Annotated in this window: 24 protein-coding genes; 12 read left to right on the plus strand and 12 right to left on the minus strand. The window is 74.7% G+C overall.

From position 1 onward, the window contains the following. Positions 1 to 27: 27 nt before the first annotated feature. Positions 28 to 882 carry a patatin-like phospholipase family protein gene (locus tag O2W15_RS01765; protein WP_269178143.1) on the minus strand — a complete coding sequence of 285 codons (855 nt, stop codon included), beginning with the start codon at positions 880 to 882 and terminating at the stop codon, positions 28 to 30. A gap of 94 nt (positions 883 to 976) precedes the next feature. Between O2W15_RS01765 and O2W15_RS01770 the strand changes: the two genes are divergently transcribed. After that, entirely contained in the window at positions 977 to 2,785 is a 1,809-nt protein-coding gene (locus O2W15_RS01770; RefSeq protein WP_269178144.1) for an AMP-binding protein, read from the plus strand. Here the strand turns inward: O2W15_RS01770 and O2W15_RS01775 are convergent. Beyond that, positions 2,700 to 4,838, minus strand: a complete 2,139-nt coding sequence (locus O2W15_RS01775) for an MMPL family transporter (protein WP_269178145.1) — start codon at positions 4,836 to 4,838, stop codon at positions 2,700 to 2,702. The genes O2W15_RS01770 and O2W15_RS01775 overlap by 86 nt on opposite strands. Before the next feature lie 40 nt (positions 4,839 to 4,878). Between O2W15_RS01775 and O2W15_RS01780 the strand changes: the two genes are divergently transcribed. Together O2W15_RS01780 and O2W15_RS01785 are read left to right on the plus strand one after the other, a co-directional pair. Beyond that, positions 4,879 to 5,421 carry a MarR family winged helix-turn-helix transcriptional regulator gene (locus O2W15_RS01780; protein ID WP_269178146.1) on the plus strand — a complete coding sequence of 181 codons (543 nt, stop codon included), beginning with the start codon at positions 4,879 to 4,881 and terminating at the stop codon, positions 5,419 to 5,421. Between the two features lie 86 nt (positions 5,422 to 5,507). After that, entirely contained in the window at positions 5,508 to 6,533 is a 1,026-nt protein-coding gene (locus O2W15_RS01785; RefSeq protein WP_269164789.1) for a potassium channel family protein, read from the plus strand. A gap of 15 nt (positions 6,534 to 6,548) precedes the next feature. Here O2W15_RS01785 and O2W15_RS01790 read toward each other — a convergent pair whose 3' ends face one another. Beyond that, positions 6,549 to 6,728, minus strand: coding sequence for a DUF1059 domain-containing protein (locus tag O2W15_RS01790; protein WP_269178147.1), 180 nt, complete (start codon positions 6,726 to 6,728; stop codon positions 6,549 to 6,551). Then, positions 6,725 to 8,038 (minus strand): EAL domain-containing protein, encoded by a 1,314-nt coding sequence (locus O2W15_RS01795; protein ID WP_269178148.1) that lies wholly within the window; start codon positions 8,036 to 8,038, stop codon positions 6,725 to 6,727. Before O2W15_RS01795 ends, O2W15_RS01790 begins: the two co-directional genes overlap by 4 nt. A 132-nt stretch (positions 8,039 to 8,170) precedes the next feature. Here O2W15_RS01795 and O2W15_RS01800 point away from each other — a divergent pair, with 132 nt between their 5' ends. Together O2W15_RS01800 and ggh are read left to right on the plus strand one after the other, a co-directional pair. Beyond that, positions 8,171 to 9,538 (plus strand): APC family permease, encoded by a 1,368-nt coding sequence (locus O2W15_RS01800; RefSeq protein WP_269178149.1) that lies wholly within the window; start codon positions 8,171 to 8,173, stop codon positions 9,536 to 9,538. Between the two features lie 136 nt (positions 9,539 to 9,674). After that, the gene (ggh, locus tag O2W15_RS01805; RefSeq protein ID WP_269164793.1) at positions 9,675 to 11,219 is read left to right on the plus strand and encodes a glucosylglycerate hydrolase; all 1,545 of its coding nucleotides are present in this window, start codon (positions 9,675 to 9,677) and stop codon (positions 11,217 to 11,219) included. A gap of 43 nt (positions 11,220 to 11,262) precedes the next feature. Here the strand turns inward: ggh and O2W15_RS01810 are convergent, their stop codons facing one another. Then, on the minus strand, positions 11,263 to 12,264 hold the full coding sequence (locus O2W15_RS01810) for an aldo/keto reductase family protein (protein ID WP_269178150.1): 1,002 nt from the start codon (positions 12,262 to 12,264) through the stop codon (positions 11,263 to 11,265). Positions 12,265 to 12,386: 122 nt separating this feature from the next. Here O2W15_RS01810 and O2W15_RS01815 point away from each other — a divergent pair, with 122 nt between their 5' ends. Next, a complete protein-coding gene (locus O2W15_RS01815; RefSeq protein WP_269178151.1) occupies positions 12,387 to 12,890 on the plus strand; it encodes a hypothetical protein in 504 nt (167 codons plus the stop codon). A 125-nt stretch (positions 12,891 to 13,015) separates the two neighbouring features. Beyond that, complete coding sequence (locus O2W15_RS01820; protein ID WP_269164796.1) at positions 13,016 to 14,191, plus strand: serine hydrolase domain-containing protein; 1,176 nt, start codon at positions 13,016 to 13,018, stop codon at positions 14,189 to 14,191. Positions 14,192 to 14,228: 37 nt separating this feature from the next. Here the strand turns inward: O2W15_RS01820 and O2W15_RS01825 are convergent, their stop codons facing one another. Both O2W15_RS01825 and O2W15_RS01830 read right to left on the minus strand, forming a co-directional pair. Continuing rightward, positions 14,229 to 14,879 (minus strand): response regulator transcription factor, encoded by a 651-nt coding sequence (locus O2W15_RS01825; RefSeq protein ID WP_269164797.1) that lies wholly within the window; start codon positions 14,877 to 14,879, stop codon positions 14,229 to 14,231. Continuing rightward, positions 14,876 to 16,051 (minus strand): sensor histidine kinase, encoded by a 1,176-nt coding sequence (locus O2W15_RS01830; RefSeq protein ID WP_269178152.1) that lies wholly within the window; start codon positions 16,049 to 16,051, stop codon positions 14,876 to 14,878. The genes O2W15_RS01825 and O2W15_RS01830 overlap by 4 nt, the downstream gene beginning before the upstream one ends. A gap of 130 nt (positions 16,052 to 16,181) precedes the next feature. Between O2W15_RS01830 and O2W15_RS01835 the strand changes: the two genes are divergently transcribed. The 3 genes from O2W15_RS01835 to O2W15_RS01845 all read left to right on the plus strand — a co-directional run bounded on the left by O2W15_RS01835 (position 16,182) and on the right by O2W15_RS01845 (position 18,686). Beyond that, the gene (locus tag O2W15_RS01835; RefSeq protein ID WP_269178153.1) at positions 16,182 to 17,072 is read left to right on the plus strand and encodes an ABC transporter ATP-binding protein; all 891 of its coding nucleotides are present in this window, start codon (positions 16,182 to 16,184) and stop codon (positions 17,070 to 17,072) included. Further along, entirely contained in the window at positions 17,069 to 17,806 is a 738-nt protein-coding gene (locus O2W15_RS01840; RefSeq protein WP_269178154.1) for a hypothetical protein, read from the plus strand. The genes O2W15_RS01835 and O2W15_RS01840 overlap by 4 nt, the downstream gene beginning before the upstream one ends. Before the next feature lie 136 nt (positions 17,807 to 17,942). Then, positions 17,943 to 18,686, plus strand: coding sequence for a DUF6518 family protein (locus O2W15_RS01845; RefSeq protein ID WP_269178155.1), 744 nt, complete (start codon positions 17,943 to 17,945; stop codon positions 18,684 to 18,686). A gap of 162 nt (positions 18,687 to 18,848) precedes the next feature. Here O2W15_RS01845 and O2W15_RS01850 read toward each other — a convergent pair whose 3' ends face one another. Further along, entirely contained in the window at positions 18,849 to 19,787 is a 939-nt protein-coding gene (locus O2W15_RS01850) for a GlxA family transcriptional regulator (protein WP_269171118.1), read from the minus strand. A 117-nt stretch (positions 19,788 to 19,904) separates the two neighbouring features. Between O2W15_RS01850 and O2W15_RS01855 the strand changes: the two genes are divergently transcribed. Both O2W15_RS01855 and O2W15_RS01860 read left to right on the plus strand, forming a co-directional pair. Next, positions 19,905 to 20,558, plus strand: a complete 654-nt coding sequence (locus O2W15_RS01855) for a DJ-1/PfpI family protein (protein WP_269164810.1) — start codon at positions 19,905 to 19,907, stop codon at positions 20,556 to 20,558. Positions 20,559 to 20,571: 13 nt separating this feature from the next. Next, positions 20,572 to 20,898, plus strand: coding sequence for a hypothetical protein (locus O2W15_RS01860; RefSeq protein ID WP_269178156.1), 327 nt, complete (start codon positions 20,572 to 20,574; stop codon positions 20,896 to 20,898). A 103-nt stretch (positions 20,899 to 21,001) separates the two neighbouring features. Here O2W15_RS01860 and O2W15_RS01865 read toward each other — a convergent pair whose 3' ends face one another. The 4 genes from O2W15_RS01865 to O2W15_RS01880 all read right to left on the minus strand — a co-directional run bounded on the left by O2W15_RS01865 (position 21,002) and on the right by O2W15_RS01880 (position 24,408). Then, positions 21,002 to 21,661 (minus strand): response regulator transcription factor, encoded by a 660-nt coding sequence (locus O2W15_RS01865; protein ID WP_036333338.1) that lies wholly within the window; start codon positions 21,659 to 21,661, stop codon positions 21,002 to 21,004. Beyond that, the gene (locus tag O2W15_RS01870) at positions 21,649 to 22,887 is read right to left on the minus strand and encodes a sensor histidine kinase (protein WP_269178157.1); all 1,239 of its coding nucleotides are present in this window, start codon (positions 22,885 to 22,887) and stop codon (positions 21,649 to 21,651) included. The genes O2W15_RS01865 and O2W15_RS01870 overlap by 13 nt, the downstream gene beginning before the upstream one ends. Before the next feature lie 103 nt (positions 22,888 to 22,990). Then, positions 22,991 to 23,473 (minus strand): hemerythrin domain-containing protein, encoded by a 483-nt coding sequence (locus tag O2W15_RS01875; protein ID WP_269164813.1) that lies wholly within the window; start codon positions 23,471 to 23,473, stop codon positions 22,991 to 22,993. Further along, positions 23,470 to 24,408: a Rieske 2Fe-2S domain-containing protein gene (locus tag O2W15_RS01880; protein WP_269178158.1), complete on the minus strand. Its 939-nt coding sequence runs from the start codon at positions 24,406 to 24,408 to the stop codon at positions 23,470 to 23,472. Before O2W15_RS01880 ends, O2W15_RS01875 begins: the two co-directional genes overlap by 4 nt. Positions 24,409 to 24,450: the final 42 nt, after the last annotated feature.

A 24,450-nucleotide genomic window follows, 5' to 3' on the forward strand; every position in this document is an offset into this window, starting at 1 on the left:
TCGTCGGGTCCGGCTGGAGGGTGTGGGTCAGCCCTGCCACACGTCGGCGACCCGGGCGGCGACGCTCGCCGCCTGGGTGCGCCCGGCCCGGGCCGAGGGGGCGCGGGCGGCGGGGTCGAGCACGTTCTTGCCGATGGCGGCCCGGCTCGCCGCGTCCGGGGAGACGACGGCGACCCGGCTGACCAGGCCGGTGACCTGGGCGTCGACGCTGGCCATCGGGCCGGTGCCGCGCGGCAGCGGCGCGATCACCACGATCCGGTCGTAGGCGGCGGCCAGGTCGGCGTTGGCCGTGGAGCGCATCCCGCCGTCCATGTACCGCTTGTCGCCCACGGTCACCGGCGGGTAGACGCCCGGGACCGCGCAGCTGGCGCCCACCGCGGTGACCAGGTCGACCCCGGACTTCCGGGTGAAGGTGGTGAACTCGCCGTCGGCCGTGTCGATGGCGGTGACCACCAGCGGCCGGTCGGGCCACTGCGCCCCGGCCAGCCGGGCCTCGATCGCCGTCCGGCGCTCCTCCTCCGACGGCGTCCGGCCGGTGTCGGCGGCGGTGCGCGCCAGCTGCCCGATCCGGCGGCGGAAGGCCGCGTCATCGCTACGGGCCAGCAGCATGGCCAGCCCGTAGCGGGCCAGCGTGCCGCGACCGAGCCGGGAGGCGCGCTCGTTCGGACCGATCGGCTCCTGCTGTCGCGCGTGCAACGACTCGACGTCGGCGCCGGTGGTGAGCAGGGCGCCGACCACCGAGCCGGCCGAGGTGCCGACGACGAGATCGGCCGTAGTCAGGTCGACGCCGGCCTCGGCGAGCCCGGCGACGACCCCGATCTCCCAGGCGATGCCGGTGATGCCGCCGCCACCGAGGACCAGGGCCGTGCGCTGAGGGCTCATCAGGCCATCCTGACGCACGCGGTCGGTCTCGACGCAGAGGGTGACGTAAGCCACCCTGAGGGCCCAGCAACGACGCTGCGCGGGAGGACGACGGATGACGACGACGCAGGCCCACGGCACCACCACGACACCGACCGAGCCGTCTGCCGAGCGTTCTCCCTGGCCCCCGGGGCTGCCCCGCTCGCTGGAGTACCCGCTCCTCCCGGTCGGCTCGGTGCTGCGGGCCGCGGTGCGCCGGTGGGGCGACCGGACGGCCTTCGTCCACCACGACGTGGCGCTGTCGTTCACCGAGCTGGGCCGCCGGGCGCACGCGGTGGCCGCCGGGCTCGCGGCCCGCGGCATCGGCCGGGGCGACGTGGTGGCCGTGCACCTGCCGAACTGCCTGCAGTACCCGGCCGTCTACTACGGCGTGCTGCTGGCCGGGGCGACCTTCTCCCCCACCAACCCGCTGCTGCCGCCGGCCGGGCTGGCGCACCAGCTGGCCGACGCCGGCGCCCGGGCACTGGTCACCTGGGAGCCGGTGCTGCCCGTCGTCCGGCAGGCGCTGCCCGACACCGGGGTGGAGACCGTGGTGGTCACCGGCCCCCAGCAGATCGCCGACCCGTCCGCCGCCGTCGACCTCGCCGACCTGCCCGGCGCCGTCTCCCTCGGCGACCTGCTGGCTGCCGACCCGACCGACGCGCACCGCGACGCGGACCTCGACCCGGTCACCGACCTGGCGCACCTGGCCTACACCGGCGGCACCACCGGGGTGAGCAAGGGCGTGGAGCTGCCGCACCGGGCCGTGGTCACCAACGTGCTGCAGTCGGCCTGCTTCAGCACCGGCTCGGTGCCGGCACTGGACGCCGAGGGCGACGTCACCCTCGACCAGTTCGGCAGCCCGGCCGAGCACCCCACCCGGCTGGGCACCGCCACGATCATCAACCTGACGCCGTGGTTCCACGCGATGGGGGTGATCGGCTACCTCAACGGGCGGGTGCTGACCGGTGCGACCGTGGTGGTCCACGACCGGTTCGACCCGGCGCACTACCTGGCCGACGCCGTCCGGTACCGGGTGACCAGCATCGGCGGGGCGCCGCCGGTGTTCGTCGCGCTGCTGCAGGTCCCCGGGATCGCCGAGGCCGACCTGTCCAGCGTGCGCGACTTCGCCAGCGGTGCGGCGCCGCTGCCGGTGCCGCTGATCGAGCGGATGGCGGCGCTGGTGCCCGGGGTGGTGATCGCCGAGGGCTACGGGCTGACCGAGGTGACGATGATGGCGACCGGCAACCCGCCGCACACCTCGGGGATCCGCAAGGCCGGCACGGTCGGCGTCCCGCTGCCGGACACCGAGATCAGCATCCGCCCGCTCGGCGGCGGCGACCCGCTGCCGGCCGGGGAGCGCGGCGAGGTGTGCATCCGCGGCCCGCAGGTGATGCGTGGGTACGCCGGGCGCCCGGATGCGACGGCGGAGTCGATCGACCCCGACGGCTGGTTCCACACCGGCGACGTCGGGGTGCTCGACGCCGACGGGTACCTGGCGATCGTCGACCGCACCAAGGACATGCTGCTCTACAAGGGCTACAACGTCTTCCCGCGCGAGCTGGAGGAGATCCTCTTCGGCACCGCCGGGGTGGCGGCCGCCGCGGTGGTCGGCCGGCCCGATCCGGAGGCTGGCGAGCTGCCGGTCGCCTACGTGGTGCGCCGGGCCGACGACGCCGGTGCGGCGCTGACCCCGGAGGGCGTGATGGCGGTGGGCAACGAGCAGGTGACGCCGTACAAGCGACTGCGGGACGTCGTCTTCGTCGACGCCCTGCCGGTGTCGCCGGCCGGCAAGGTGCTCAAGCGCGAGTTGACTGCGCGTGAGCGTGCCGCGGGCTCGCATGAGCCGGCCGCCGCCGGGACCGGAACGGCCACCACCAGTTGACGTCGCCGAACAGCGCGACCAGCGCAGGCGTGAGCACCCCGCGCACGACGGTGGCGTCGAGCAGGATGCCCAGCGCCAGCGTGGTCGCGAAGATCTTCACGTCGACCACCGGCACCGTGGAGAGCGCGATGAAGGCCAGGAAGAGGATCAGCGCCGCCGAGGTGACCAGCCGGCCGGTGTACGCCACGCCGTGCACGGTCGCCTCGTCGGTGCTCATCCCCGCGTCCCGGCCCTCGCGGATCCGGGACAGGATGAACACCTCGTAGTCCATCGACAGCCCGAACAGGAACGAGAACGCGGCCACCGGCACCCAGAAGGTGAGCGTGCCGGTCGCGGAGGCGCCGAAGAGCAGGTCGGTCAGGTTCCCCTCCTGCCAGATCCACACGGTCATCCCGTAGGCGGCCGCGATCGAGACGACGTTGAGCAGCAGCGCCTTGACCGGCAGCCAGATCGACCGCAGCGCCGGGGCGAGCAGCGCGAAGGTGATGACGACGACCAGCGGCAGCACCCACCAGGCGTTGCCGTAGATCGCCTCGACCGAGTCGGCGTCGCCGGCCGCGGTGCCCCCGACCCGGGCGCCGGGGAGCTCGTCGGCGGCCGTCCGGACGGCGGAGAGCGCCTCCCGGCCGGCCGTGGACGACGGGTCGTCGGCGAGGACGACGTCCACCAGCCCCGTCCCGCCCTGCTCCCACGACTCCCCCGCCGGCGCCAGCACCCCGGCCACGCCCGCGACCTCGGACAGCCGCTCGACGGCCGCCGCGCGGTCGTCGGTGAGCACCTCCACGGGCCGGGCCAGCCCCTCCGGCAGGCCGTCGCCGGTGAGCTGCTGGAAGGCGGTCGCCGCCGGGGACGACCCGGTGGCGATGGCCGAGACCTGCGGGGTGCCCAGCTTGATGCCCAGGACGGGCGAGGCGAGCAGCAGCAGGAGCGCGGTGGCCAGCGCTGCTGCGACCCAGCGGTGCCGCACCACCGTCGTCCCGATCCGGTGCCAGCTGCGGCTCTCCGTGCCGTGCAGCCGGCGCCGCGGCCACTCCAGCCGGGGCCCGACCGAGGCCAGCACGACCGGCAGCAGGGTGAGGGCGACGAGCACGCTGACCAGCGGGATGAACAGCCCGCCGAAGCCGACCGTGCGCAGGAAGGGCAGCGGCAGCACCACCAGGGACAGCAGCGAGATGGCGACGGTGACCCCGCTGAACACGACCGCCCGCCCGGCGGTGGTCATCGCGGTGCGCACCGCGACCAGGTCGTCGACACCCGCGGCGCGCTCCTCGCGCCAGCGCATGACCACCAGCAGCGAGTAGTCGATCGCCACGCCCAGGCCGATCAGCCCGACCAGGTACTGCACGATGAAGCTGACGTCGGTGACCGTGGTCAGGACGAGCACCAGCAGGAAGGTCGTGGTGATCGCCACCGCGGCGACCAGCAGCGGCACCAGGGCCAGCAGCGAGCCGAACACCAGCGCCAGGACGACGATCGCCCCGCCGGCGCCGAGGGCGATCTCCACGATGATCGGGCGCTCCTCACCGCCGCCCTCGGCCAGCACCGGGGTGCCGGTGACGACCGGCTCGGCCCCGGCCACGGTGACCCCCTGCAGCGCCCCCTCCAGCTGGGGCAGCGCGGCCGCGTAGGGCGCCGGGCCCTCGACCGCCGGGGGCCACACCAGCGCGACCGCGGTGCCCTCGGCGGCGAGCACGTCGGCGGCCGCGCCCTCGTCGAGCGGGCTGGCCACCCGCCAGCCGGGCTGCCGCAGCCGGTCGACGACGGCGGCGAGCTCGTCCCGGTTCTCGGCGACGGTGCTGCCCTCGGGCAGGGGGACGGTGACCACCAGCGGGTCGACGCCCCCGCCGTTGCCGAACTGCTCGGTGATGGCCTGGTTCGCCTCGTAGGCCGGCTGGCCGGGCGTGGAGAAGTCGAACCCCAGCCGGTCGATCGTGGTCGGCGCGAGCACGCCGCCCACGACCGCGAGCGCCAGCCAGGCGAGCACCACGATCCGGCGGTGCCCGAGCACCCAGTCGGCCAGTGCGCCCATCTTCTCCTCCTCAACCCCGACCATCAGGAGACTGATGCTCTGTCGGCAACCTACGGTGTCCTGCGTGGAGGAGCCAGTGGACGGAGTCGGTCCGGGAACGGAGCTGCCGCGCTGGCTCGCCGACGACCCGGCCGGCATCCCCGCCTACGCCCTCGCCCGGGCCGGCGCCGCGGTCAACGCCCTCTTCTCCCGGCAGCTGGCCACGGTCGGGCTGCGGCCGCACACCTTCGTGGTGCTGGTGCACCTCGCCCGCGCCCGCACGCTCACCTCCGCGGAGCTGGCCCGCCGGCTCCAGCTGACGCCGCAGAGCATGAGCACCCTGCTGCACGGGCTGGTCGACGCCGGCTGGGTCGAGCGGCCCGGTCCCGTCCGCCGCGGGCAGAAGTCCGAGGTGCACCTCACCGAGGCCGGGCACCGGGCGCTGCTGGCCGCCGGCCCGGTGCTGGCCGAGCTGGGCCGCCCCGCCGTCCTGGGGCTGACCGAGCAGGAGGCCGCGACGCTGCACGGCCTCCTGGAGCGGGTGCTCACCGCCGTCCAGCCGCCACCCGGAGTGGGCCGGGACGGTGGGCCGCAGCCGAACCCCGGAGCGGCCGACACCCCCGGTTGAGCGCCCGGCCACCCCGCAACACCCAGCGACGGCGGCTATCGTCCCGCCGGTGACGTGCGAGCAGCCGGTCCGGTGAACGGGGCATCGTGAACCAGGACCACAGCGGCGTCCACCTGCCGCACACCGAGGAGTCCCCGGCCCGGCAGGTCTGGCGCCGGGTGCTGATCGCCGCCGTCGTGCTGACCGCCACCGTGCTGATCGTCTACCTGCACCGGGACAGCTACGCGGACAACCAGGGCGGCGAGATCAGCGTGCTGGACGCCACCTACTACGCCACCGTCACGCTCTCCACCACCGGGTACGGCGACATCGTCCCGGTGACTCCAGGGGCCCGGCTGGTCAACATCCTGGTGATCACCCCACTGCGCATCACGTTCCTGCTCATCCTGATCGGCACCACCCTGGAGGCGCTCACCGCGCGTTCCCGGGAGGAGTTCCAGATCCGACGCTGGAGGTCTCGCTTGCGCCAGCACGTCATCGTGTGCGGTTACGGCACCAAGGGGCGCAGCGCCATCCGCGCCCTGCTCAGCACGGGCACCGACGCCGAGCACATCCTCGTCGTCGACCCCTCACCCCAGGCCATCGACGAGGCCACCGCCTCCGGGTTCACCGGCGTGCTCGGTGACGCCGGGCGGATGGAGGTGCTGCGCCGCACGTCGGTGGAGAAGGCCCGGGCGGTCATCGTCGCGGCCGACCGCGACGACGCCGCCGTGCTGATCACCCTGACCGTGCGGCAGCTCAACCCGACGGTGCCGATCACCGCGAGCGTCCGCGAGGAGGAGAACGCCAGCCTGCTCCGCCAGTCCGGCGCCGACTCGGTGATCACCTCCTCGGCCACCTCCGGGCGGCTGCTCGGTCTCTCGACCGACCAGCCCGGCGTGGTCGCGGTCGTCGAGGACCTGCTGACCAGCGGGCGAGGGCTGGACCTGGCCCAGCGCACGGTCACCCAGTCCGAGGTCGGCCTGGCGCCGCGTCAGCTTCGGGACGTCGTCCTCTCGGTGGCCCGCGGCGGGCGCACCCTGCGCTTCGACGACCCGCTGATCGGCACCCTGCAGAGCGAGGACGTGCTCGTGGTCGTCAAGGCCCACCGGGCCGCGGCCGAGAAGGGCTGACCGCGGCCGACCGCCTCAGCGGACGTCGCGGATCGCCGCGCGGACGACGACGTCCACCGCCGGCATGTCCGGCTCGGTCTTACCGTGCGCGTGCTCGGCGTGCAGCCGGCCGTGCGCGACCAGCTCGTCGGACGTCGGGGCGCGGAAGCTGGCTCCGCAGCCGGGGACGACGTCGGCACAGTCGAACTCCTTCACCGGGGTCCTCCGGAGATCAGGCGCCCAGCGGTGTCGGCCGGGCAGCGGGCGGGCTCGTCCGGGACATCGGCCGGGGCCGGGCCGCGGTGCAGCTCGGCCAGCCGGAGGGTCATCCGTTCGGGTCGCACGAGCCCCAGCAACCGGCCGACCTCGTCGACGCACAGCACGGGGTCGAACCGTCGGGCGGCCACCCGGGTCATGGCCCGGGTCGCGACCTCTGCCAACGGGGCCGACGGGCGGACCCGCAGGCTGATCGGCACGATCTGCAGGCCCGGGTCGCCGTGCCGCAACCCGGCGCGGACCAGGTACACCGGGCAGGCCAGGTCGTCGACGGCCACCACGACGTCCAGCCCGGGGTCGGCGGCCAGCAGCGCCTCCGCCGCGGTCAGCGCGGCCGGGTCACCGGCGGGGTCCGCCGAGCGCACGGACGGCGCGACCTCCGGCAGCGGGGCCACCTGGTCGACGAGGGCGGCCCGGCTGGCCAGCACCCGCAGCCGGTCGGCGACGCCGGGGTCGAGCTCGGGCCAGCCCGGGCCGGGTCTGGCCAGCAGGTACCCCTGGGCCAGCGGCACCCCGAGCCGGACGAACGCCTCCAGCTCCTCGGGCCGCTCGATCCCCTCGACCAGCAGCCAGGCGTCCAGCCGGCCGGCGTAGGTGCCCAGCAGCTCGGCGAGGGCCAGCTTGGCCTCGTCCCGGTCGGCGTGGTCGACCAGCGCGCGGTCGAGCTTGACGAAGTCCGGACGCAGCAGCGCGAGCTGCTGGAGACCCGAGTAGCCCGAGCCGGCGTCGTCCAGGGCGATCGCCGCGCCGACCGCCCGCAGCCGGTCGAGCAGCTCGACGAGCGGGCCGGTGTCCTCCACCGGCACGTGCTCGGTGAGCTCGAGCACCAGGCCGGAGAGGTCGTGGGCAGACAGCAGCAGGTCGGCGAGCTCGGGCTCGGTGAGCAGGTGCGGGCTGACGTTGACGCTGAGGAAGCGGTGCGGGGGCAGGTCGGCCCGGGCGCGGAGCGCGGCGGCGACGACCCTGGCCTCCAGCCGGGCACCGACCCCGAGCTTGTCGGCCATGGCGAACCACCGGTCGGGGCCACAGCCGGCCGGACCGTCGAACCGGGAGAGCGCCTCGTACCCGGCGACCACGCCGCGACGCAGGTCGACGATCGGCTGGAAGACCAACCGGGGCTGGGCGGGATCGGCCAGGACGGCGTCCAGGGCCGCCCGCCAGCCACCTGCCGGGACGCCGGTCGGGTGCACGGGCGCCGCCTCGCTCACCCCTGTCGACACCTGCGCCACCTCGCCGGACCGCCGCTTCATCTCGTCTCGCCGTGCAACCGTCTCGAGCCTGCCCGGTCCGCGCCGGGACCGGCAGACACCGGCCGGTGCGGCTCACCCGGAAGGGCCGGGACTCGGGTTGCCGCTGCCCGGGCACCCACCCAGACTCGGCCGGTGACCCAGCACCAAGATCAGCAGACCGACGCGGCCGGCAACGACGGCACCGCGCTGCGCCGAGCGATCAGCGGCCGGTTGCTCTACCTGTTCATCCTCGGCGACGTCCTCGGCGCCGGGATCTACGCACTGGTCGGGGAGATCGCCGGCGAGGCCGGCGGCGCGATCTGGGTGCCGATGCTGCTCGCCCTGCTGCTGGCGCTGCTCACCGCCGCCTCCTACGCCGAACTGGTCACCAAGTACCCCCGGGCCGGCGGCTCGGCCGTCTTCGCCGAGCGGGCCTTCGGCAAGCCGCTGCTGTCGTTCCTGGTCGGCTACTGCATGCTCGCCGCCGGCGTCACCAGCGCCGCGGGCCTGTCCCTGGCCTTCGCCGGTGACTACCTCGGCGTCTTCCTCGACGTCCCGGCGGTGCCGGCCGCACTGGCGTTCCTGCTGCTGGTGGCGTTGCTCAACGCCCGCGGCATCCAGGAGTCGGTGCGGGCCAACGTGGTGATGACCGTGGTCGAGGTGTCCGGGCTCCTGCTGGTCGTCGTGCTGGGTGCCATCGTGCTCGGCCGCGGAGACGGCGACCCGGGCCGGGTGGTGCAGTTCCCCGACGGGGTCGCGCCCGGCACGGCGGTGCTGGCCGCGGCGATCCTGGCCTACTACTCCTTCGTCGGTTTCGAGGTCTCGGCCAACGTCGCCGAGGAGGTGCGCGACGTGCGGCGGGTCTACCCGCGGGCGCTGTTCGGTGCCCTGCTCACCGCCGGGGTCGTCTACTTGCTCGTCGGACTGGTCGCCTCGATCGTGCTTCCCGCCGACGAGCTGGCCGCCTCGACCGGCCCGCTGCTGGCCGTGGTGCAGGCCAGCGGGGTGGCGGTGCCCGACCAGCTGTTCAGCGCCATCGCGCTGATCGCCGTCGCCAACGGCGCCCTGCTCACCATGATCATGGCCAGCCGGATGGCGTTCGGGCTGGCCGAGCAGCGGCTCGTGCCCGCGGTGCTGGGCCGGGTGCTCCCGGTCCGGCGCACCCCGTGGGTGGCGATCGTGGTCACCACCGCGGTGGCGATGTCGCTGACCCTGGTGGGCGACCTGGGCGCACTGGCGAACATCGTCGTCCTGTTGCTGTTGCTGGTCTTCCTGAGCACGAACGTCGCGGTGCTCGTGCTTCGTCGCGACCGGGTGGCCGCCGAGCACTTCACCGCACCCGTCGTCCTGCCGGTGCTCGCCATCGGCTCGTGCCTGCTGCTGCTGTCCCAGCAGGAGGCCGTCACCTGGCTGCGGGCCGGGCTGCTGCTCCTGGTCGGGGTGCTGCTGTACCTGCTGGCCCAGGCACCCTGGTGGGGCGGCCGGCCGACCCGCCCGCGCGAGCCCACCGCGGCCGGATGAGACTGCTGGCGTGGCGGTCAACGACCACGGCGTGACGTTCGCGTGAAATGTGCCTGACGGTCCGTCGTCCTCCAGCGTCCCGGGTGAGGATGGCCGGGCACCGCGAGAGGGCGCCGGCGAGAGGAACGGACTGCAGATGACCGTGTCCCAACCGAGCGCGGTGGAGATCGGGCTGATGTCCGGCCGCGCCGGCTACGTCCTGCGGGCCAACGACCGCGGCGCCTTCACCGTCGCCTCCCCCACCCTGTACCCGCACATGTGGAGCTGGGACGCCGGCTTCGTGGCGCTGGGCATCGCGACGGTCTCGGTGCCGCGGGCGCTCGGCGAGCTGCGCAGCCTGCTGTCCGGGCAGTGGGCGACCGGGATGATCCCGCACATCCTGTTCCACGAGCCCAGCGACTACTTCCCCGGTCCGGAGCGCTGGCGCACCCAGGTGGCCGCCGCCCGCCCGGCCGGGGTGCTGACCTCCGGCATCTGCCAGCCGCCGATCCACGTGATCGCGCTGTCCCGGATCCTGCACGACGCCCGCCGGAGGGGCGGGGCGGACCAGGAGCTCGCCGAGGAGTTCGTCCGGGAGACCTTCGACCAGTGGCTGGCCTGGCACCAGTACCTGGCCACCGCCCGCGACCCGTACTCCTACGGGCTGGTGGAGATCCACCACGGCTGGGAGTCGGGGATGGACGACTCCCCGCGCTGGGACTCCCCGTACGCGAACGTGCACCCCCAGCCGGACATGCCGCCGTTCGTCCGCGCCGACCTCGCGCACGTCTCCGACCCGTCGCAGCGGCCGACCGACGCCGAGTACGCCCGCTACCTGTGGCTGCTGGAGCAGAAGGTCCGCTCCCGGTACGACGACACCGCCTACCGGGCGACCGGCGACTTCGTGGTGGGCGACGTGCTGGTGTCGGCGCTGCTGGCCGCCGCCAGTGACCTGCTCGCCGACATGGGCGAGGAGCTCGGGATCGGCGGCGGCACGGCCGGGGGCGTGGAGCAGTCCCGGGCGATCGCCCGCCGGTTCCGCACCGGGGTGCTCCGCTCGGTCGACCCGCAGACCGGGCTGGCCCGCGACCTGGACCTGCGCACCGGCCAGTGGCTGGACGTGGAGAGCGCCGCGGGGTTCGCCCCGCTGGTGTGCGGCGGCGACGAGGCGCTCACCCGCCGGCAGCGCGACCTGCTGCTCGGGCCGCGGTGGTGCGGGCACTCCCGGCTGCGCTGGCCGGTCATGCCGTCGGTCTCCCCCGCGTCCCCGGCGTTCCGGGAGCAGACCTACTGGCGCGGGCCGCAGTGGCCGGTGCTGAACTGGCTGATGGCCTGGGCGCTCAACCGCTCCGGTGAGACCGAGGCGGCCAACCAGCTGCGGCTGGCCGGGCTGTCCCAGCTGATCGACTGCGACTTCGCCGAGTACTACCAGCCGGTGACCGGCGAGACGCTCGGCAGCCGCGACCAGTCGTGGACGGCGGCCATCGCGCTGGACTTCCTGGCCGCCCGGCGTCCGGCGCAGCGGCGTCCGGTCCGCTGGCTGACCAGCGAGCTGCCGCGGATCACCCCCGCCCACCGGGACGCCCATCGGGCGGCCCAGCACGCCTCGCCCACCCCGCACGCCGGGCACCTCGCCGGGCACCGCCCGCCGCACAGCCGCGGCCCGGCCACCACCCCGCAGCCGCAGCAGCGGCCGTCCTGACCCCACCGGGCGGGCTCCGGAGTGGAGCCCGCCCGGCCGGGTGTCAGGGCCGAGGGTCCGGGCTCTTGGTCAGCGCCGGGTCGGTCAGCGCCACCGGGGCGAGCACCTCGTCGATCCGCCGCTTGACGTCGTCGTCGAGCCGGACCCCGGAGGCCTTGACGTTGTCGGTCACCTGCTCCGGGCGGCTGGCGCCGATGATCGCCGCTGCCACGTTCTCCTCCTGCAGCACCCAGGCCACCGCCAGCGTGGCCATCGTCAGCCCCAGGTCGTCGGCGATGGGCTTGAGCTCCTGCACCCGCTCCAGCACGTCGTCCTTCAGCCAGCGGGCGATCATGTTCGCCCCGCCGCCCTTCTCGTCGGTCGCCCGTGACCCCTCCGGGACGGGCTGGCCCGGCAGGTACTTGCCGGTGAGCACGCCCTGGGCGATCGGGGAGAAGACGATCTGGCTGATGCCCAGCTCGCGGGAGGTCGGGATGACCTCGGCCTCGGGCACCCGGTGGAGCGCCGAGTACTGCGGCTGGTTGGAGACCAGCGGGATCCCCAGCTCGTCGGCGAGGGCCTTGCCCGCCCGGATCTCCTCGGCCCGCCACTCCGAGACGCCGATGTAGAGCGCCTTGCCGCTGCGCACGACGTCGGCGAAGGCCGACATCGTCTCCTCCAGCGGCGTCTCGTGGTCGTAGCGGTGGGCCTGGTAGAGGTCGAGGTAGTCGGTGCCGAGGCGGCTCAGCGAGGCGTCGATCGACTCGAGCACGTGCTTGCGGGACAGGCCGCGGTCGTTCCGGCCGGGCCCGGTCGGCCAGTAGACCTTGCTGAACAGCTCGATCCCGCTGCGCCGCTCACCGGCCAGCGCCTTGCCCAGCACCTCCTCGGCGCGGCCGCCGGCGTACACGTCGGCGGTGTCGAAGGTGGTGATGCCGGCGTCGAGGGCGGCGCGGACGCAGGCGTTCGCCGCATCGGCCTCCACCTGCCCGCCGTGGGTGATCCAGTTGCCGTAGGTGATCTCGCTGATCTTCAGGCCGCTGCGGCCCAGGTGTCGGAACTCCATGTGTCGTTCCTACCCGCTGGCACAGGTCACGGCTCGGCATCGACTCCGTGGCCGACGGGAGTGGGACGCGGTGAACGGGCAGTCCCTCCACGGACCACGCCCTCGACCTGAAGGAGCCCCCTGTGAAGCGGACGATGCTCTTCGCCGCCACTGCTGCCACCGCCCTCGTGCTCACCGCCTGCGGGGACGACGAGGACGGCGTCGGGGGCTCCTTCGAGGCGCTGGACGACGGGGCGGTGACCGCGACCCCCGAGGTGCTGGTCGACCTGACCGGCGAGCTGGTCGACCCCGAGGGCAGCGTGCTGGGCACCGCCACCTTCACCAGCACCGACACCGGCACGGAGATCGAGGTGGAGGCCAGCGGGCTGACCCCGGGCGACCACGACATGCTCCTGGTCAGCGAGGGCGGCTGCACCGAGGGCGCGGTCGACAGCGCCCCGGTGGCCGACCTCCCGGCGCTGCCGGTGACCGAGCAGGAGATCGGCCAACTGGACACCCTGGCCGGGGAGTTCGACCTGGACCTGCTGGCCGACGAGGACGGCACCTCGCTCATCGTGCTGCCGCTGGACGACGAGGTCCTGGCCGAGGGCGCCGCATGGTCTGCCTGCGCCTCGATCGAGGGCTGACGCCGGGACCCACGCCCGGGTGCAGCCTGCGCCACCTCGGGTGACCCCTGGGCGGGATCGATCGGAGCGGCCTCCCCGGACAGGCTCGGGAGGTCCGCACGATCGGCCCGCCTCCAGGAGTTCTCGTGTCCTCAGCCACCCACCCGAACCGCTCCCGCCGCACCTGGGCCACGCTGCTGGTCGCCGCCGCCACGGTGACCGCCGCCGGCGCCACCGGCCTGCTGACCCCCGACGTCGCGGAGGCCGGCGGCGCACGGCCGGCGCACGCCTTCCAGGACGAGCTCGACCAGCTCGTCGCCGACGACGGCTTCCCGGGCGCGCTCGCCGCAGTCCGCGGCGCGGACGGCCGGGTGCGCCACCTCACCGCCGGGGTCGGCGACCTGACCACCGGCGAGCCGGTGCCGGTCGACGGCCAGGTGCGGATCGCCAGCAACACCAAGACCTTCGTCGCCACCGTCGTCCTCCAGCTGGTCGGCGAGGGCCTGGTCGACCTGGACGCCCCGATCGAGACCTACCTGCCCGGGCTGGTCCGCGGACCGGGCGGCGACGGCAACGCCATCACGGTGCGCCAACTGCTGCAGCACACCAGCGGCCTCCCCGACTACGACGACGTCGTGGTGGCCGACTACCTCGCTGTGCAGCACCGCTACGTCGAGCCCCACCAGCTGCTGGACATCGCGCTGGCCCGGCCGGCCTCCTTCGCCCCCGACACCGGCTGGGAGTACAGCAACACCAACTACGTGCTGGCCGGCCTGCTCGTCCAGGAGGTCACCGGCCGGCCGATCGGCGAGCAGATCACCACCCGGGTCATCGAGCCGCTCGACCTGGACGACACCTACTGGCCGCTCGAGGGCGAGCAGGTGATCCGCGACGAGCACCCCAGCGGCTACTACGCACCCGCACCCGACGCCGAGTACACCGATGTCACGGTGCAGGACCCCTCCTTCGGCTGGGCGGCCGGCCAGATGGTCTCCAGCCCTGGCGACCTGCTGGAGTTCTTCACCGCCCTGGTCGACGGCGAGCTGCTCGCCCCCGAGCTGCTGGCCGAGATGCAGACCACCGTGCCGGCGCCGGAGTCGACCGCCAGCGGCGACGAGCCCTACGGCCTGGGGCTGCAGAGCCTCTCGCTCAGCTGTGGCGTCACCGCCTGGACCCACGGCGGCGACATCCCCGGCTACGAGACCCGCGGTGCGGTGACGGAGGACGGGCGCGGCGTCATGGTCGCGGTCACCGCGCTGCCGACCGCGGTGGAGCAGATCGTGCACGTCGAGGACGCCGTGGACGCCGCCGTCTGCGGGTGAACGAGGACCCGGCTGCGCCGTCCCGCAGCCGGGGCCCTCAGCGCAGCGGCACCAGCCCGGACTCGTAGGCAGCGATCACGGCCTGCGTGCGGTCCCGGGCGCCGAGCTTGCGCAGCAGGCTGCTGACGTGGGTCTTGACGGTCTGCAGGCCGAGGAACAGCTCGGTGGCGATCTCACCGTTGCTCAGCCCGTGCGCCATCAGCCGCAGCACGTCCGCCTCTCGATCGGTCAACGCCACCCGCGCCGCACCTCGGGCCGTGCCCCCGCCCGCGTGCCGCACGGCGAGGGAGCGGATCGCGGCCGGGAACAGCAGGCTCTCGCCCCGGGCGACGACCCGCACGGCGTCCACGATCTCGGCCGGGCGCGCGCGCTTGGGGAGGAACCCGTCGGCGCCGGCGTGCAGGGCGGCGTACACGTTCTCGTCGTCGGCGAAGGTGGTCAGCACCAGGACGCGCGGGGCGGTGGGGTGGCGGCGGCGCAGCGTGCGGGTCGCCTCGATGCCGTCGACCAGCGGCATCCGGATGTCCAGGACGACGACGTCCGGGCACGACCGCGCCACCGCCGGCACGACCACCGCCCCGTCCGCGACCTCGCCGACCACCTCGATGTCCGCCTGCGCCTCGAGGATGGTGCGCAACCCGCTGCGCACCAGCTCCTCGTCGTCGACCAGCAGCACGCGAACGGTCATCCGGGCACCGGCAGCCGGACGGCGACCCGCCACCCGCCGTCGACCCGACCGGCCTCCACGGTGCCGCCGAGCGCCGCGGCCCGGTGCTGCAGGCCGGGCACCCCGCTGCCGGTGCCGGCCGTCGCGGGCAGCGCCGCCGGGATCGGGTTGCGGACGTCGACGACCAGTCCTCCGCCGTGCATCTCGACCTGCAGCCGGACCGGCACCGGGCCAGCGTGCCGCAGCGCGTTGGTGAGCGCCTCCTGCACGATCCGGTACCCCTCCTCCGACAGCTGACCCGGCAGGTCGGCCACCTCGCCGGTGACGTGCAGCTCGACCTGCGCCCCAGCGGCCTCGGCGGAGCGCACCAGCCGGTCGAGGTCGGCCAGCGTGGGCGTCGCGACCGGCGGGCGAGTGGTGTCGCGCAGCAGGCCGAGCACCCGTTCCAGGTCGTCGGTGGCCTGCCGGGCGCAGTCCTCGATGGCGCGGAGCGCGCCGTCGACGAAGGCCGGGTCCCGGCTGGCGACCTCCCGCGCGGCGCCGGCCTGGAGCAGCGTGACCGTCAGGGCGTGCCCGATCGAGTCGTGCAGCTCGGCGGCCAGCCGGGTGCGCTCCAGCAGCCGTTCGGTGCGGGCCCGTTGCGCGGCCAGCCGCTCGGCCGCCGAGGGGTGGAGCAGGTGCCGGGCGGCCGCCGCGAGCAGCCCGCCGAGGGCGGCCAGGGCGTACACCAGCGCGACCACCAGCAGCAGCGCGAGCGGCAGTCCGGCCCAGCCCGGGACGCTCGCCGCGGGCCACCGTGCCGACGGGAGACCCAGCAGGGACCAGCCGGCGGCCACGGTGACCGCCGTCAGCTGACCGGCCAGCACGCCGAGCTCGACCCGCACGACCAGCCAGGCCAGCAGCCGGGCCCGGTCCGACCAGCTGCGCGAGGGCTCGACCGTGACGTCGTCGTCGCCGGGCAGCACCAGGGCGCGCGCCTGGACGCCCTCGCTGCGCCGCACCACCGGGACGGCGGCCAGCAGCACCAGCAGCGGCAGCGGGGCCAGCGCGAGCCCGGCCAGCGTGGCGGGCGAGGTGTCCTCCAGGCCCGGCCAGACCATCGCGCAGGCGGCCGCGACCCAGAGCCCGATCGCCAGGTGCAGGACGCGCGTCCACGTCGTCCTGCTGGTCGCCGGCCGCAGCACGCTGTGCACGCGGCCATGATCCCGTCTCCCGGCCGCCCACGGCCTCCCGCTGGAGAGGGAGCCGGACGGACCGTGCGGTGGAGGTGCGGGAGCGCCCGGTCGGCCAGCGTGGACGCATGCCGGACGACGGGAGCGGGACGTGATCGAGGTACGTGGACTGACGAAGCGGTACGGCCCGGTGACCGCGGTGGCCGGGCTGACCTTCGACCTGGCCCCGGGCGTGGTCACCGCGTTCCTGGGGTCCAACGGGGCCGGGAAGTCGACCACCCTGCGGATGCTGCTCGGGCTGGACCGGCCGACCGCCGGCACGGCCCGCATCGACGGTCAGCACTACGCCGAGCTGCGCGACCCGCTGCGGACCGTGGGCTCACTGCTGGACAGCAGCGCACCCCACCCCGGCCGGACGGCCCGGGCACACCTGCGCTGGCTCGCCGCGAGCAACCGCGTCCCCGGACACCGGGTCGACGAGGTCCTCGAGATGGTCGACCTGACCGCCGTCGCCGACCGGCGGGTGCGCGGGTTCTCCCTGGGCATGCGCCAGCGGCTGGGCCTGGCCGCGGCCCTGCTCGGGAACCCATCGGTGCTGCTGTTGGACGAACCGGTCAACGGCCTGGACGCCGAGGGCATCCGGTGGCTGCGCACGTCGCTGCGGCGGCTCGCCACCGAGGGCCGCACGGTCGTCGTCTCCAGCCACCTGATGAGCGAGGTGGAGCAGACCGCCGACCACCTGCTCGTGATCAGCCGCGGCCGGTTGCTGGCCGACACCCCGCTGCCGGACTTCCTCGCCGAGCACTCCGCCGACCGGGTGCTGGTGCGCACGCCCCAGGCCCGGCGCCTGGCGGAGCTCCTGGAGGCCGGCGGCGCCACGGCGACCGTCCAGCCCGACGGCTCGCTGCACGTCTCGGGCGTCCGCGCGGACGACGTCAGTGCGGTCGCCGCCCGGCACGGCGTGCCGCTGCAGGCGCTGGGCACCGACCACCGGTCGCTGGAGGACGCCTTCCTGGCCCTGACCACCGGAGCCGACACGTGATCGCCGCCCTGCACGCCGAGTGGGTCAAGGCGACCACCCTGCGGTCGACCTGGGTGTGCCTGGCCGGCTTCGCCGTCGCCGTCGCCGGCATCAGCGCCGCCGTGGTCGGTGCGATCGGTGACCTCCAGGCCGCCGAGCCCGACTACGACGCCGGTCTGCTCGCCTTCTACGGCCTGAACTTCGGGCACGTGGCCGTCATCGTGGTGGCGGTGCTGCTCACCGCCGGGGAGTACGGCCGGCAGACGGTGCACGACGCGCTGGTCGCCGTCCCACGGCGCGGCGTGTTCCTGGCGAGCAAGGTGGCGGTGGGCGGCGCCCTGGTGCTCGCCACCGCCACGGTCACCGCGCTGGTCAGCGTGGTGGTCACCCAGGCGCTGCTCGGGTCGGCGGGGGTCGCCCTGTCCGAGCTCGCCCGGCCGACACTGGCGGCAGCGCTGTACCCGACGCTGCTGGCCGTGGTCTGCATGGGCGTGGCGATGATGATGCGCGACCAGACCATCGCCCTCGGGCTGCTGACCCCGTTCTTCTTCCTGGTCTCGCCGCTGCTCGAACTGGTGCCGGGGCTGCAGCGCCTCGCGGTCTACCTCCCCGACCGGGCCGGCCAGGTCGCCATCCGGCTGCACGCCCGCCCGATCGACGCCTTCGGACCGGTCACCGGGCTGGCCGTGCTGGCCCTGTGGGCCGCGGCGGCGGTGCTCGGCGCCTGGTGGGTGCTGCGCCGCCGGGACGCCTAGCTGTACTGCTCGGTGAGGTGGGCGCAGAACGGCGGTGCCGGATCGACAGGCGGTCCGACCTGGGGAGGAGGGGTGTTCGCCGTTGTCCCTCCGTGGGCTGATCCGCGGCGACCTGGTTGCGTGCCAGGCTCCGCCGGTGAGCACTCTCGTTCCCGCTGCCGCCGCCTCATCCGAGGCTCCGCAGGTCATCCCTGACCGTCCGCTCGACGTGGCCCATGACCGGGATGGCGGCGTCGCGCCCCAGGAGGAACGGCGATCTGGGCTGGGTGCCCCGGCGGCGCTCGGCCTGGCCGTGCTGATCGGCCTGGCATGGGGAGCGGCGACGTCCGGCCTGCAGACGGTCCTGCCGTCGCCCTTCTCCGGGCTCGCCAACGCAGTCAGTCCCTGGGTCGCTCCCGCTTTCGCCATCGGTGCGCTGACCAGGCGGTCGTGGGTCGCTGCCGTCGCCGGGGTCCTCGTCTGCTTCGGCGAGGTCGGCGGTTACTACCTCGTCTCCATGGTGCGTGACTTCGGCGTCAACCCGACCATGGTCGTGTTGTGGGTGGCCACCGGCGTGGTCGGCGGTCCGGTGTTCGGCGCAGCGGGGTGGTACTGGCGTCGGATGCGGTCGCTGCGCTGGGCGGGGCTCAGCGCAGCGCTCCTGGGCGGGGTGTTCCTCTCCGAAGGCGCCATCGGCTACGGGGTCTACCTGGGCTACGCCGGTGACGCCGTCGTCTTCTGCACGCTCGGGGCCCTGCTCGTGGTGGCCCTGGGCGCCGCTGCACCGGCAGCACGAGCGGCTCGTGCGCCGGGTCGCGGCATCGGCACCGCCATGGTCTGGCTGCTGCTGGTCTTCCCCCTCGGTGCCGCCGGGCAGGCGCTGCTGCGACTCATCGCCTGAGCCGCGCCCGGCGCAGCTCTCCTGCCGACCGGGCGACTCCCCCCGCGCGGGACCTGGCGGAGCACCGCAGGCGCCCGGTACCAGCTGCTCTCGACCTGGCTGGGCCGAGACGCCCCGGCCTCCGTGGCCTCCGAGGCAGACCCCGCCGACCACGAACCCAGGTCAGCGCGGGGCGGCGCCCAGGGCAGTCCGGTAGCGCGTGGGGCTGGTACCCACGACGGCGGAGAACCGGGTCCGCAGATTGGTGGCCGACCCCAGGCCGCTGGCCATGGCGACGCGGTCGACCGACCAGTCCGTGGTCTCCAGCAGCCGCTGCGCCCGGCGGACCCGGGACCGGGTCAGCCAGGCGCTGGGGGTGGTCCCCACCTCCTCGGCGAACCGGCGGTTGAGGGTGCGGGCGCTGACGGCGGACACCGCGGCGATGTCGGCGACGGTCAAGGGCTCGGCAGCGTGCTCCTCGATCCACTGGAGCGTTGCCGCCAGCCCGCCACTGCCCAGCTCGTCGTCCCGGATGAACTGCGCTTGGCCGGCGTCCCTCGTCAGCGGCACGACGGCGGTGCGGGCGGCTTCGGCAGCGACCGCTCCTCCGTGGTCGCGGGCGATGATGTGCAGGCAGAGGTCCAGGCCGGCCGCCGCACCGGCGGAGGTGAGCACCTGGCCGTTGTCGACGAACAGGGCGCCCGCGTCGACGTCGACGGCTGGATGACGGTCGGCGAGGACACCGGCGGCCCGCCAGTGGGTCGTGGCCCGCAGTCCGTCCAGCAGCCCGGTGGCCGCCAGGTCCAGGGCGCCCACGCAGATGGACGCGATGCGCGCACCGCGGCCGGCCGCTTCCTGGAGGGCACGCACCGCCCGGGGGTCCGGCGGCAGAGTGAGGTCCGACCGGCCCGGGACGATCACCGTGTCCGCGTTGACGATGCGGTCGAGGCCGTGCGGCACGGCCAGCGAGACCGGCCCGGCGTCGACGGTGCGCCGTGGACCGGCGACGACCACCTCGTAGGCGGGCTCACCCGCAACGGTGGTGCGCCCGAACACCTCCACCGGCGTGCCGAGATCGAACGTGATCACGCCGTCCAGGGCCAGGACAACCACGGTGTGCACGCCACTCACGGTAGCGCCGAACCTGGCGAGATCATTGCGGAGGTTGGCCAATTGGCCACTCACGCACGCGCCCGACCGGTTCCTAGGCTCGCCACACGCCCTGCGAGAGGAGCTTTGGTGCTGGCCCAGATCGTGCTGTTCGACGGGTTCGACCCGCTGGACGTCATCGCACCCTTCGAGGTGCTCAGTGCAGGCTCGGACTCAGTTGGCGGCCGGCTCGAGGTGCGACTGGTCGGCATCGACGCCACCGGCCCGGTCACCAGCGGCACGGGTGGCCTGCGCCTGGAGGCCACCCACGTGCTCGCCCCCACGGAGCCCGGCTACGTGATCGTCCCGGGCGCCTCGGGCCCGGTGGCCGCCGATCCCGACGTGGTGGACACCATCCCGGTCCTGCTGGCCCGCGTCGGGGAGACCTCGCTGCCGGGCAAGATCGAGCAGGCCTTCGCCGCGCCCGACACCGTGGTGGCCACCGTCTGCGGTGGTTCCCTCGCCCTGGCCATGGCAGGGCTCCTGGACGGCCGCCACGCCGTCACCCACCACATGGGCAACGACGTCCTCGAGGCCACCGGCGTGCACGTGGTCGACGCGCGGGTCGTCGACGACGGCGACCTGGTCAGCGCTGGCGGGGTCACCTCCGGTCTGGACCTCGGGTTGCACCTGCTGGACCGACAGTTCGGACCCCAGGTCGCCCACGCCGTCGAGCAGCTCTTCCAGTACGAGCGACGCGGCACCGTCTGGCGCCCCGTCGGTCACGTCCCGCTCCCCGCCTGACCTGAGGACTCCCGTGCCGACCACCAGCCACCTCCCCGGCCGCTGGGCCCTGCGCATGCAGACCCCCGTCGGCAGCATCGAGGCAGAGATGACCTTCATCCAGCACGACGACGGCTTCACCGGCCAGGCCACCGGAAGGGGAGAGACGGTCCCACTGCACGAGGTCCGGACAGCAGCCCACCAGGACGGTGAGCAGGTGACCTGGACGCAGACCATCACGAAGCCACTGCGGCTGGAGCTCGTGTTCGACGTCGTCGTCGCTGGGGACGAGCTCCATGGCCACTCCCGCGCAGGCCAGCTCCCCAAGTCGACCGTTACGGGGCATCGCATCTCGGGCTAGCTGCATTCGTCCTCAGTTCATCGCCGCTCACCGACGTCCAGCCACAGATGGACCGGGAACGCCCGTTCCTGGGCCGCGCCCAGCTCGCACGTGAGGACACGAGCTACGCGCGGCGGCGGACGTCCTCCAGGTAGCGGAGCACCGCGGTCACCCGGCGGTCCGCCCGATCGTCGGGGGGCAGGTCGAGCTTGGCGAAGATGCTGCGGATGTGCTTGTGCACCGCACCGTCGGTGACCACCAGCCGTTCCCCGATCGCGGTGTTGCCCAGCCCTTCGGCCATCAGCGCCAGCACCTCCCGCTCCCGCGGGCTGAGCCGCTCCAGCCGGGTGTCGGTGCGGGTGCGGGCGAACAGCTGGGCGACCACCTCCGGGTCGATCGCGGTGCCGCCGGCGGCCACCCGGTGCAGGGCACCCAGGAACTCCTCCACCCGGCCGACCCGCTCCTTGAGCAGGTAACCCAGCCGAGCCGCGCCACCGGCGAGCAGGTCGGTGGCGAAGGCCTGCTCCACGTGCGCCGAGAGCACCAGGACGGCGAGGTCCGGCCGGCGGCGGCGCGCCTCGACCGCGGCCACGATCCCCTCGTCGGTGTGGGTCGGGGGCATCCGGACGTCGACGATCGCGACGTCGGGCCGGTGCTCGTCCAGCGCGGTGAGGAACTCCGCCGGGCCCCCCGCGGTCGCCACCACGTCCAGCGACTCGGCACGCAGCAGCAGGGCCAGGCCCTCGCGCAGCAGCGCGTCGTCCTCGGCGATCACGATCCGCACGGCAGCTCCACGGTGAGGGTGGTCGGCCCGCCGGGCGGGCTGGTCAGGGTGAGGGTGCCGTCGTGCGCCTCGACGCGGCGGCGGATGCCGACCAGCCCGGAGCCGGCCCCCTCGACGGCGCCACCGGCGCCGTCGTCGGTGACGCGGACGCACAGCCGCTGCTCGCGCAGTCGCACCTCGACGGCCGCCCGGCCGGCCCCGCTGTGCCGCGACACGTTGGTCAGCGCCTCGGCGACGGCGAAGTAGGCGGTCGCCTCGACGGAGGCGGCGCAGCGGGCCGGCACGTCGACGTCCACCTGGCACGGCACGGCGGACGTCGCGGCCAGCCCGGTGAGCGCGCCGGCCAGACCGCGGTCCTCCAGCACCGGCGGCAGGATGCCGCGGGCCACCGACCGCAGCTCGGCCAGCGCCTGCTCGGCGGCGTCCTGCGCCCGCTCGAGGATCTCCTCGGCGGCCGCCGGGTCCCGGAGCACGGCCCGCCGCGCGGCACCGAGCAGCACGGTGACGCCGACCAGCCGGTTCTGCGTGCCGTCGTGCAGCGAGCGCTCGATCCGGCGCAGCTCGGTGGCGTGCGCGTCCAGCGCGGCGGCGCGGGTGGCGGTCAGCTGGGCGACCCGCAGCGAGAGGTCGGCGCCGGCGTCCGCCGCGAGCAGCCGGCGTCCGCGCCGGGCGAGCAACTCGGCGACCGGCGGGGTGAGGACGACGGTGAGCAGCGCCCAGCCGACGCCGATCGCCACCACCGGGGCGACGCCGGCCCAGTCCTCCACGACCCAGAAGGTGAGCGCGTCGGTGGCCTCGTCGTCGGGGAGCAGCTGCCACCACAGCGGGAAGGTGAGTTCGCGGACGGCGTAGATCGGCAGCAGCAGACCGACCGCCGACAGCAGCAGGCCGGCCGTCGCGTGGCCGGCTAGCCAGCGGAGCTCGCGCCGGGTGGCCGGGTCGGCGGCGGCGTCGCGGAGCTGCTGCGGCGGTGGCGGCGGGCCGACGACCTCCGGGCCCCAGCGGCCGAGCCGGGCCCGTTCCCGCTCGGCGACGGCGTGCGCGCCGCGCAACCCGGCGGGCAGCGCGAGCAGCCCGACCCCGACCACGCTGGTGACCACGGCGACCAGCAGGAACAGCAGCACGCCCAAGGCCAGCAACGCGGTGCCCAGCGCACCCGGCAGCTGCTCCAGGGCCGGGAGGCTGCGGCCGGCGGCGCGCACCACCGGGCCTCGCCGGGCGCCCACGCGCTGCCTGCTCGTCGTCCCCACGGCTGCTGACGCTAGGGCCCGGCACCGGGCGGGGACAGCGAACCGGCCCAGGAGTACAGCCTGCTGTACCCCGGGCGGGTCAGACGAGCTTCAGCGTCATCCGCTTGAGCCGCACGATCAGCCGCATCGCGCCCGAGCGGCCGAGCTCGTCCTGCCGTTCCTGCAGCTGGCGACCGAGCTCCTCCATCCGCTCCTCGCCGAGGGCGTGCGCCTGGGGGAACATCCGCTGCTCCTCCTCGAAGGTGTGGTGGCGCAGCGTCGACTCGAGCATGCGCACCTCGGTGACGAACTCCGGGTCGTCCAGGGACGTGCGCATGACGGTGGCGAGCTGGTCGTCGATCTGGCGGTGCTCGGCGTGGGCCACCGAGAGCAGCGGCGAGACGTCCCGGACCGCGGGGTAGAACAGCTCGTCCTCGATCTGGGTGTGCACCTCCAGCTCGCGCAGCAGGTCATCGCGCAGCCGCCGGCGCTCCGCGGTCTGGTCACCGGTCGTCTCCGCCAGCTGCCGCAGCAGTCCGCGCAGCACGTCGTGGTGGGCGATCAGCACCTCGTCGGCCTTCATCGGGACGCCTCCTCGACGGTCGTCGTCGCAGTGGGGCCTCGCCAGTGCGCCCGGCGCCGCACCTCGACCTGGCCTCCACGCAAGCGGGTCTCGAAGCACGGCAGCGGCGCGGTCGACGGGCCCTGCGTCGGCTCGCCCGTGGACAGGTCGAAGCGGGACCCGTGCCACGGGCAGACCAGTTCACCGCGGTGCAGCCAGCCCTCCCCGAGCGGGGCACCCTGGTGCGGGCAGGTGCCGCCCACGGCGTGGACCTCGCCGTCCCGGGCGACCAGCACCACCGGCACGCCGTCCACGTCGGCCCCGACCGGTGTGCCGTCGACGAGGTCGGCCTCCGCGAGCACGGGGGTGAACCGGCGCGGCTCGGGGCTGCGCTCGGCGTGGTCGGTGCCGAGCCCGTGGCGGTAGGACAGCGCGCCGCCCAGCCAGCTGCTCGCCACCGTGAGCGTGAGGCCGGCGGCCGCGGTGAGCCGGGCCCGCACCGCGCGGCCCCGTCCCCGGTCGGCGAAGGACCACACGTACAGCCCGAGCGCGGTGCTGTTCAGACCGGCGTGCACCAGGCCGACCCGCCGGGCGCCGTCGTGGGCGTGCTGCCAGTCGGTGAACCCGGTCGCCGCGGAGGCCACCGCACCGGCCACGCCGACGCCGACCACGGTGCGGGCCGCCGGCCCGGCTCCCGGTCCCCCGCGGCCGGTGGCGTCGAGGGCGTCGAGCACCGACGCCGCCGTCCAGGCGCCGACCGGCACGGTGACCAGCGCCGGGTGCAGCGGATGGCCGAGCCAGACGCCGTGCAGCAGGTCCTGGAGCGGCCGGGCGTACCGACCGGTGAGCAGGTACGTCAGCGCGACGCCGTGTTCGACCTGGTAGCCCGGGCCGTCCAGCACCTGCCAGCGCTCGACCGCCCCCAGGACGCGTTCCAGCCGACTCCGCACGCTCATCGGGGCACGTCCCGTCCGGTCACGTTCCCCGGGTGCCCGATG

This window comes from Modestobacter sp. VKM Ac-2979 (genome assembly GCF_026967995.1).
Classification (GTDB): domain Bacteria; phylum Actinomycetota; class Actinomycetes; order Mycobacteriales; family Geodermatophilaceae; genus Modestobacter.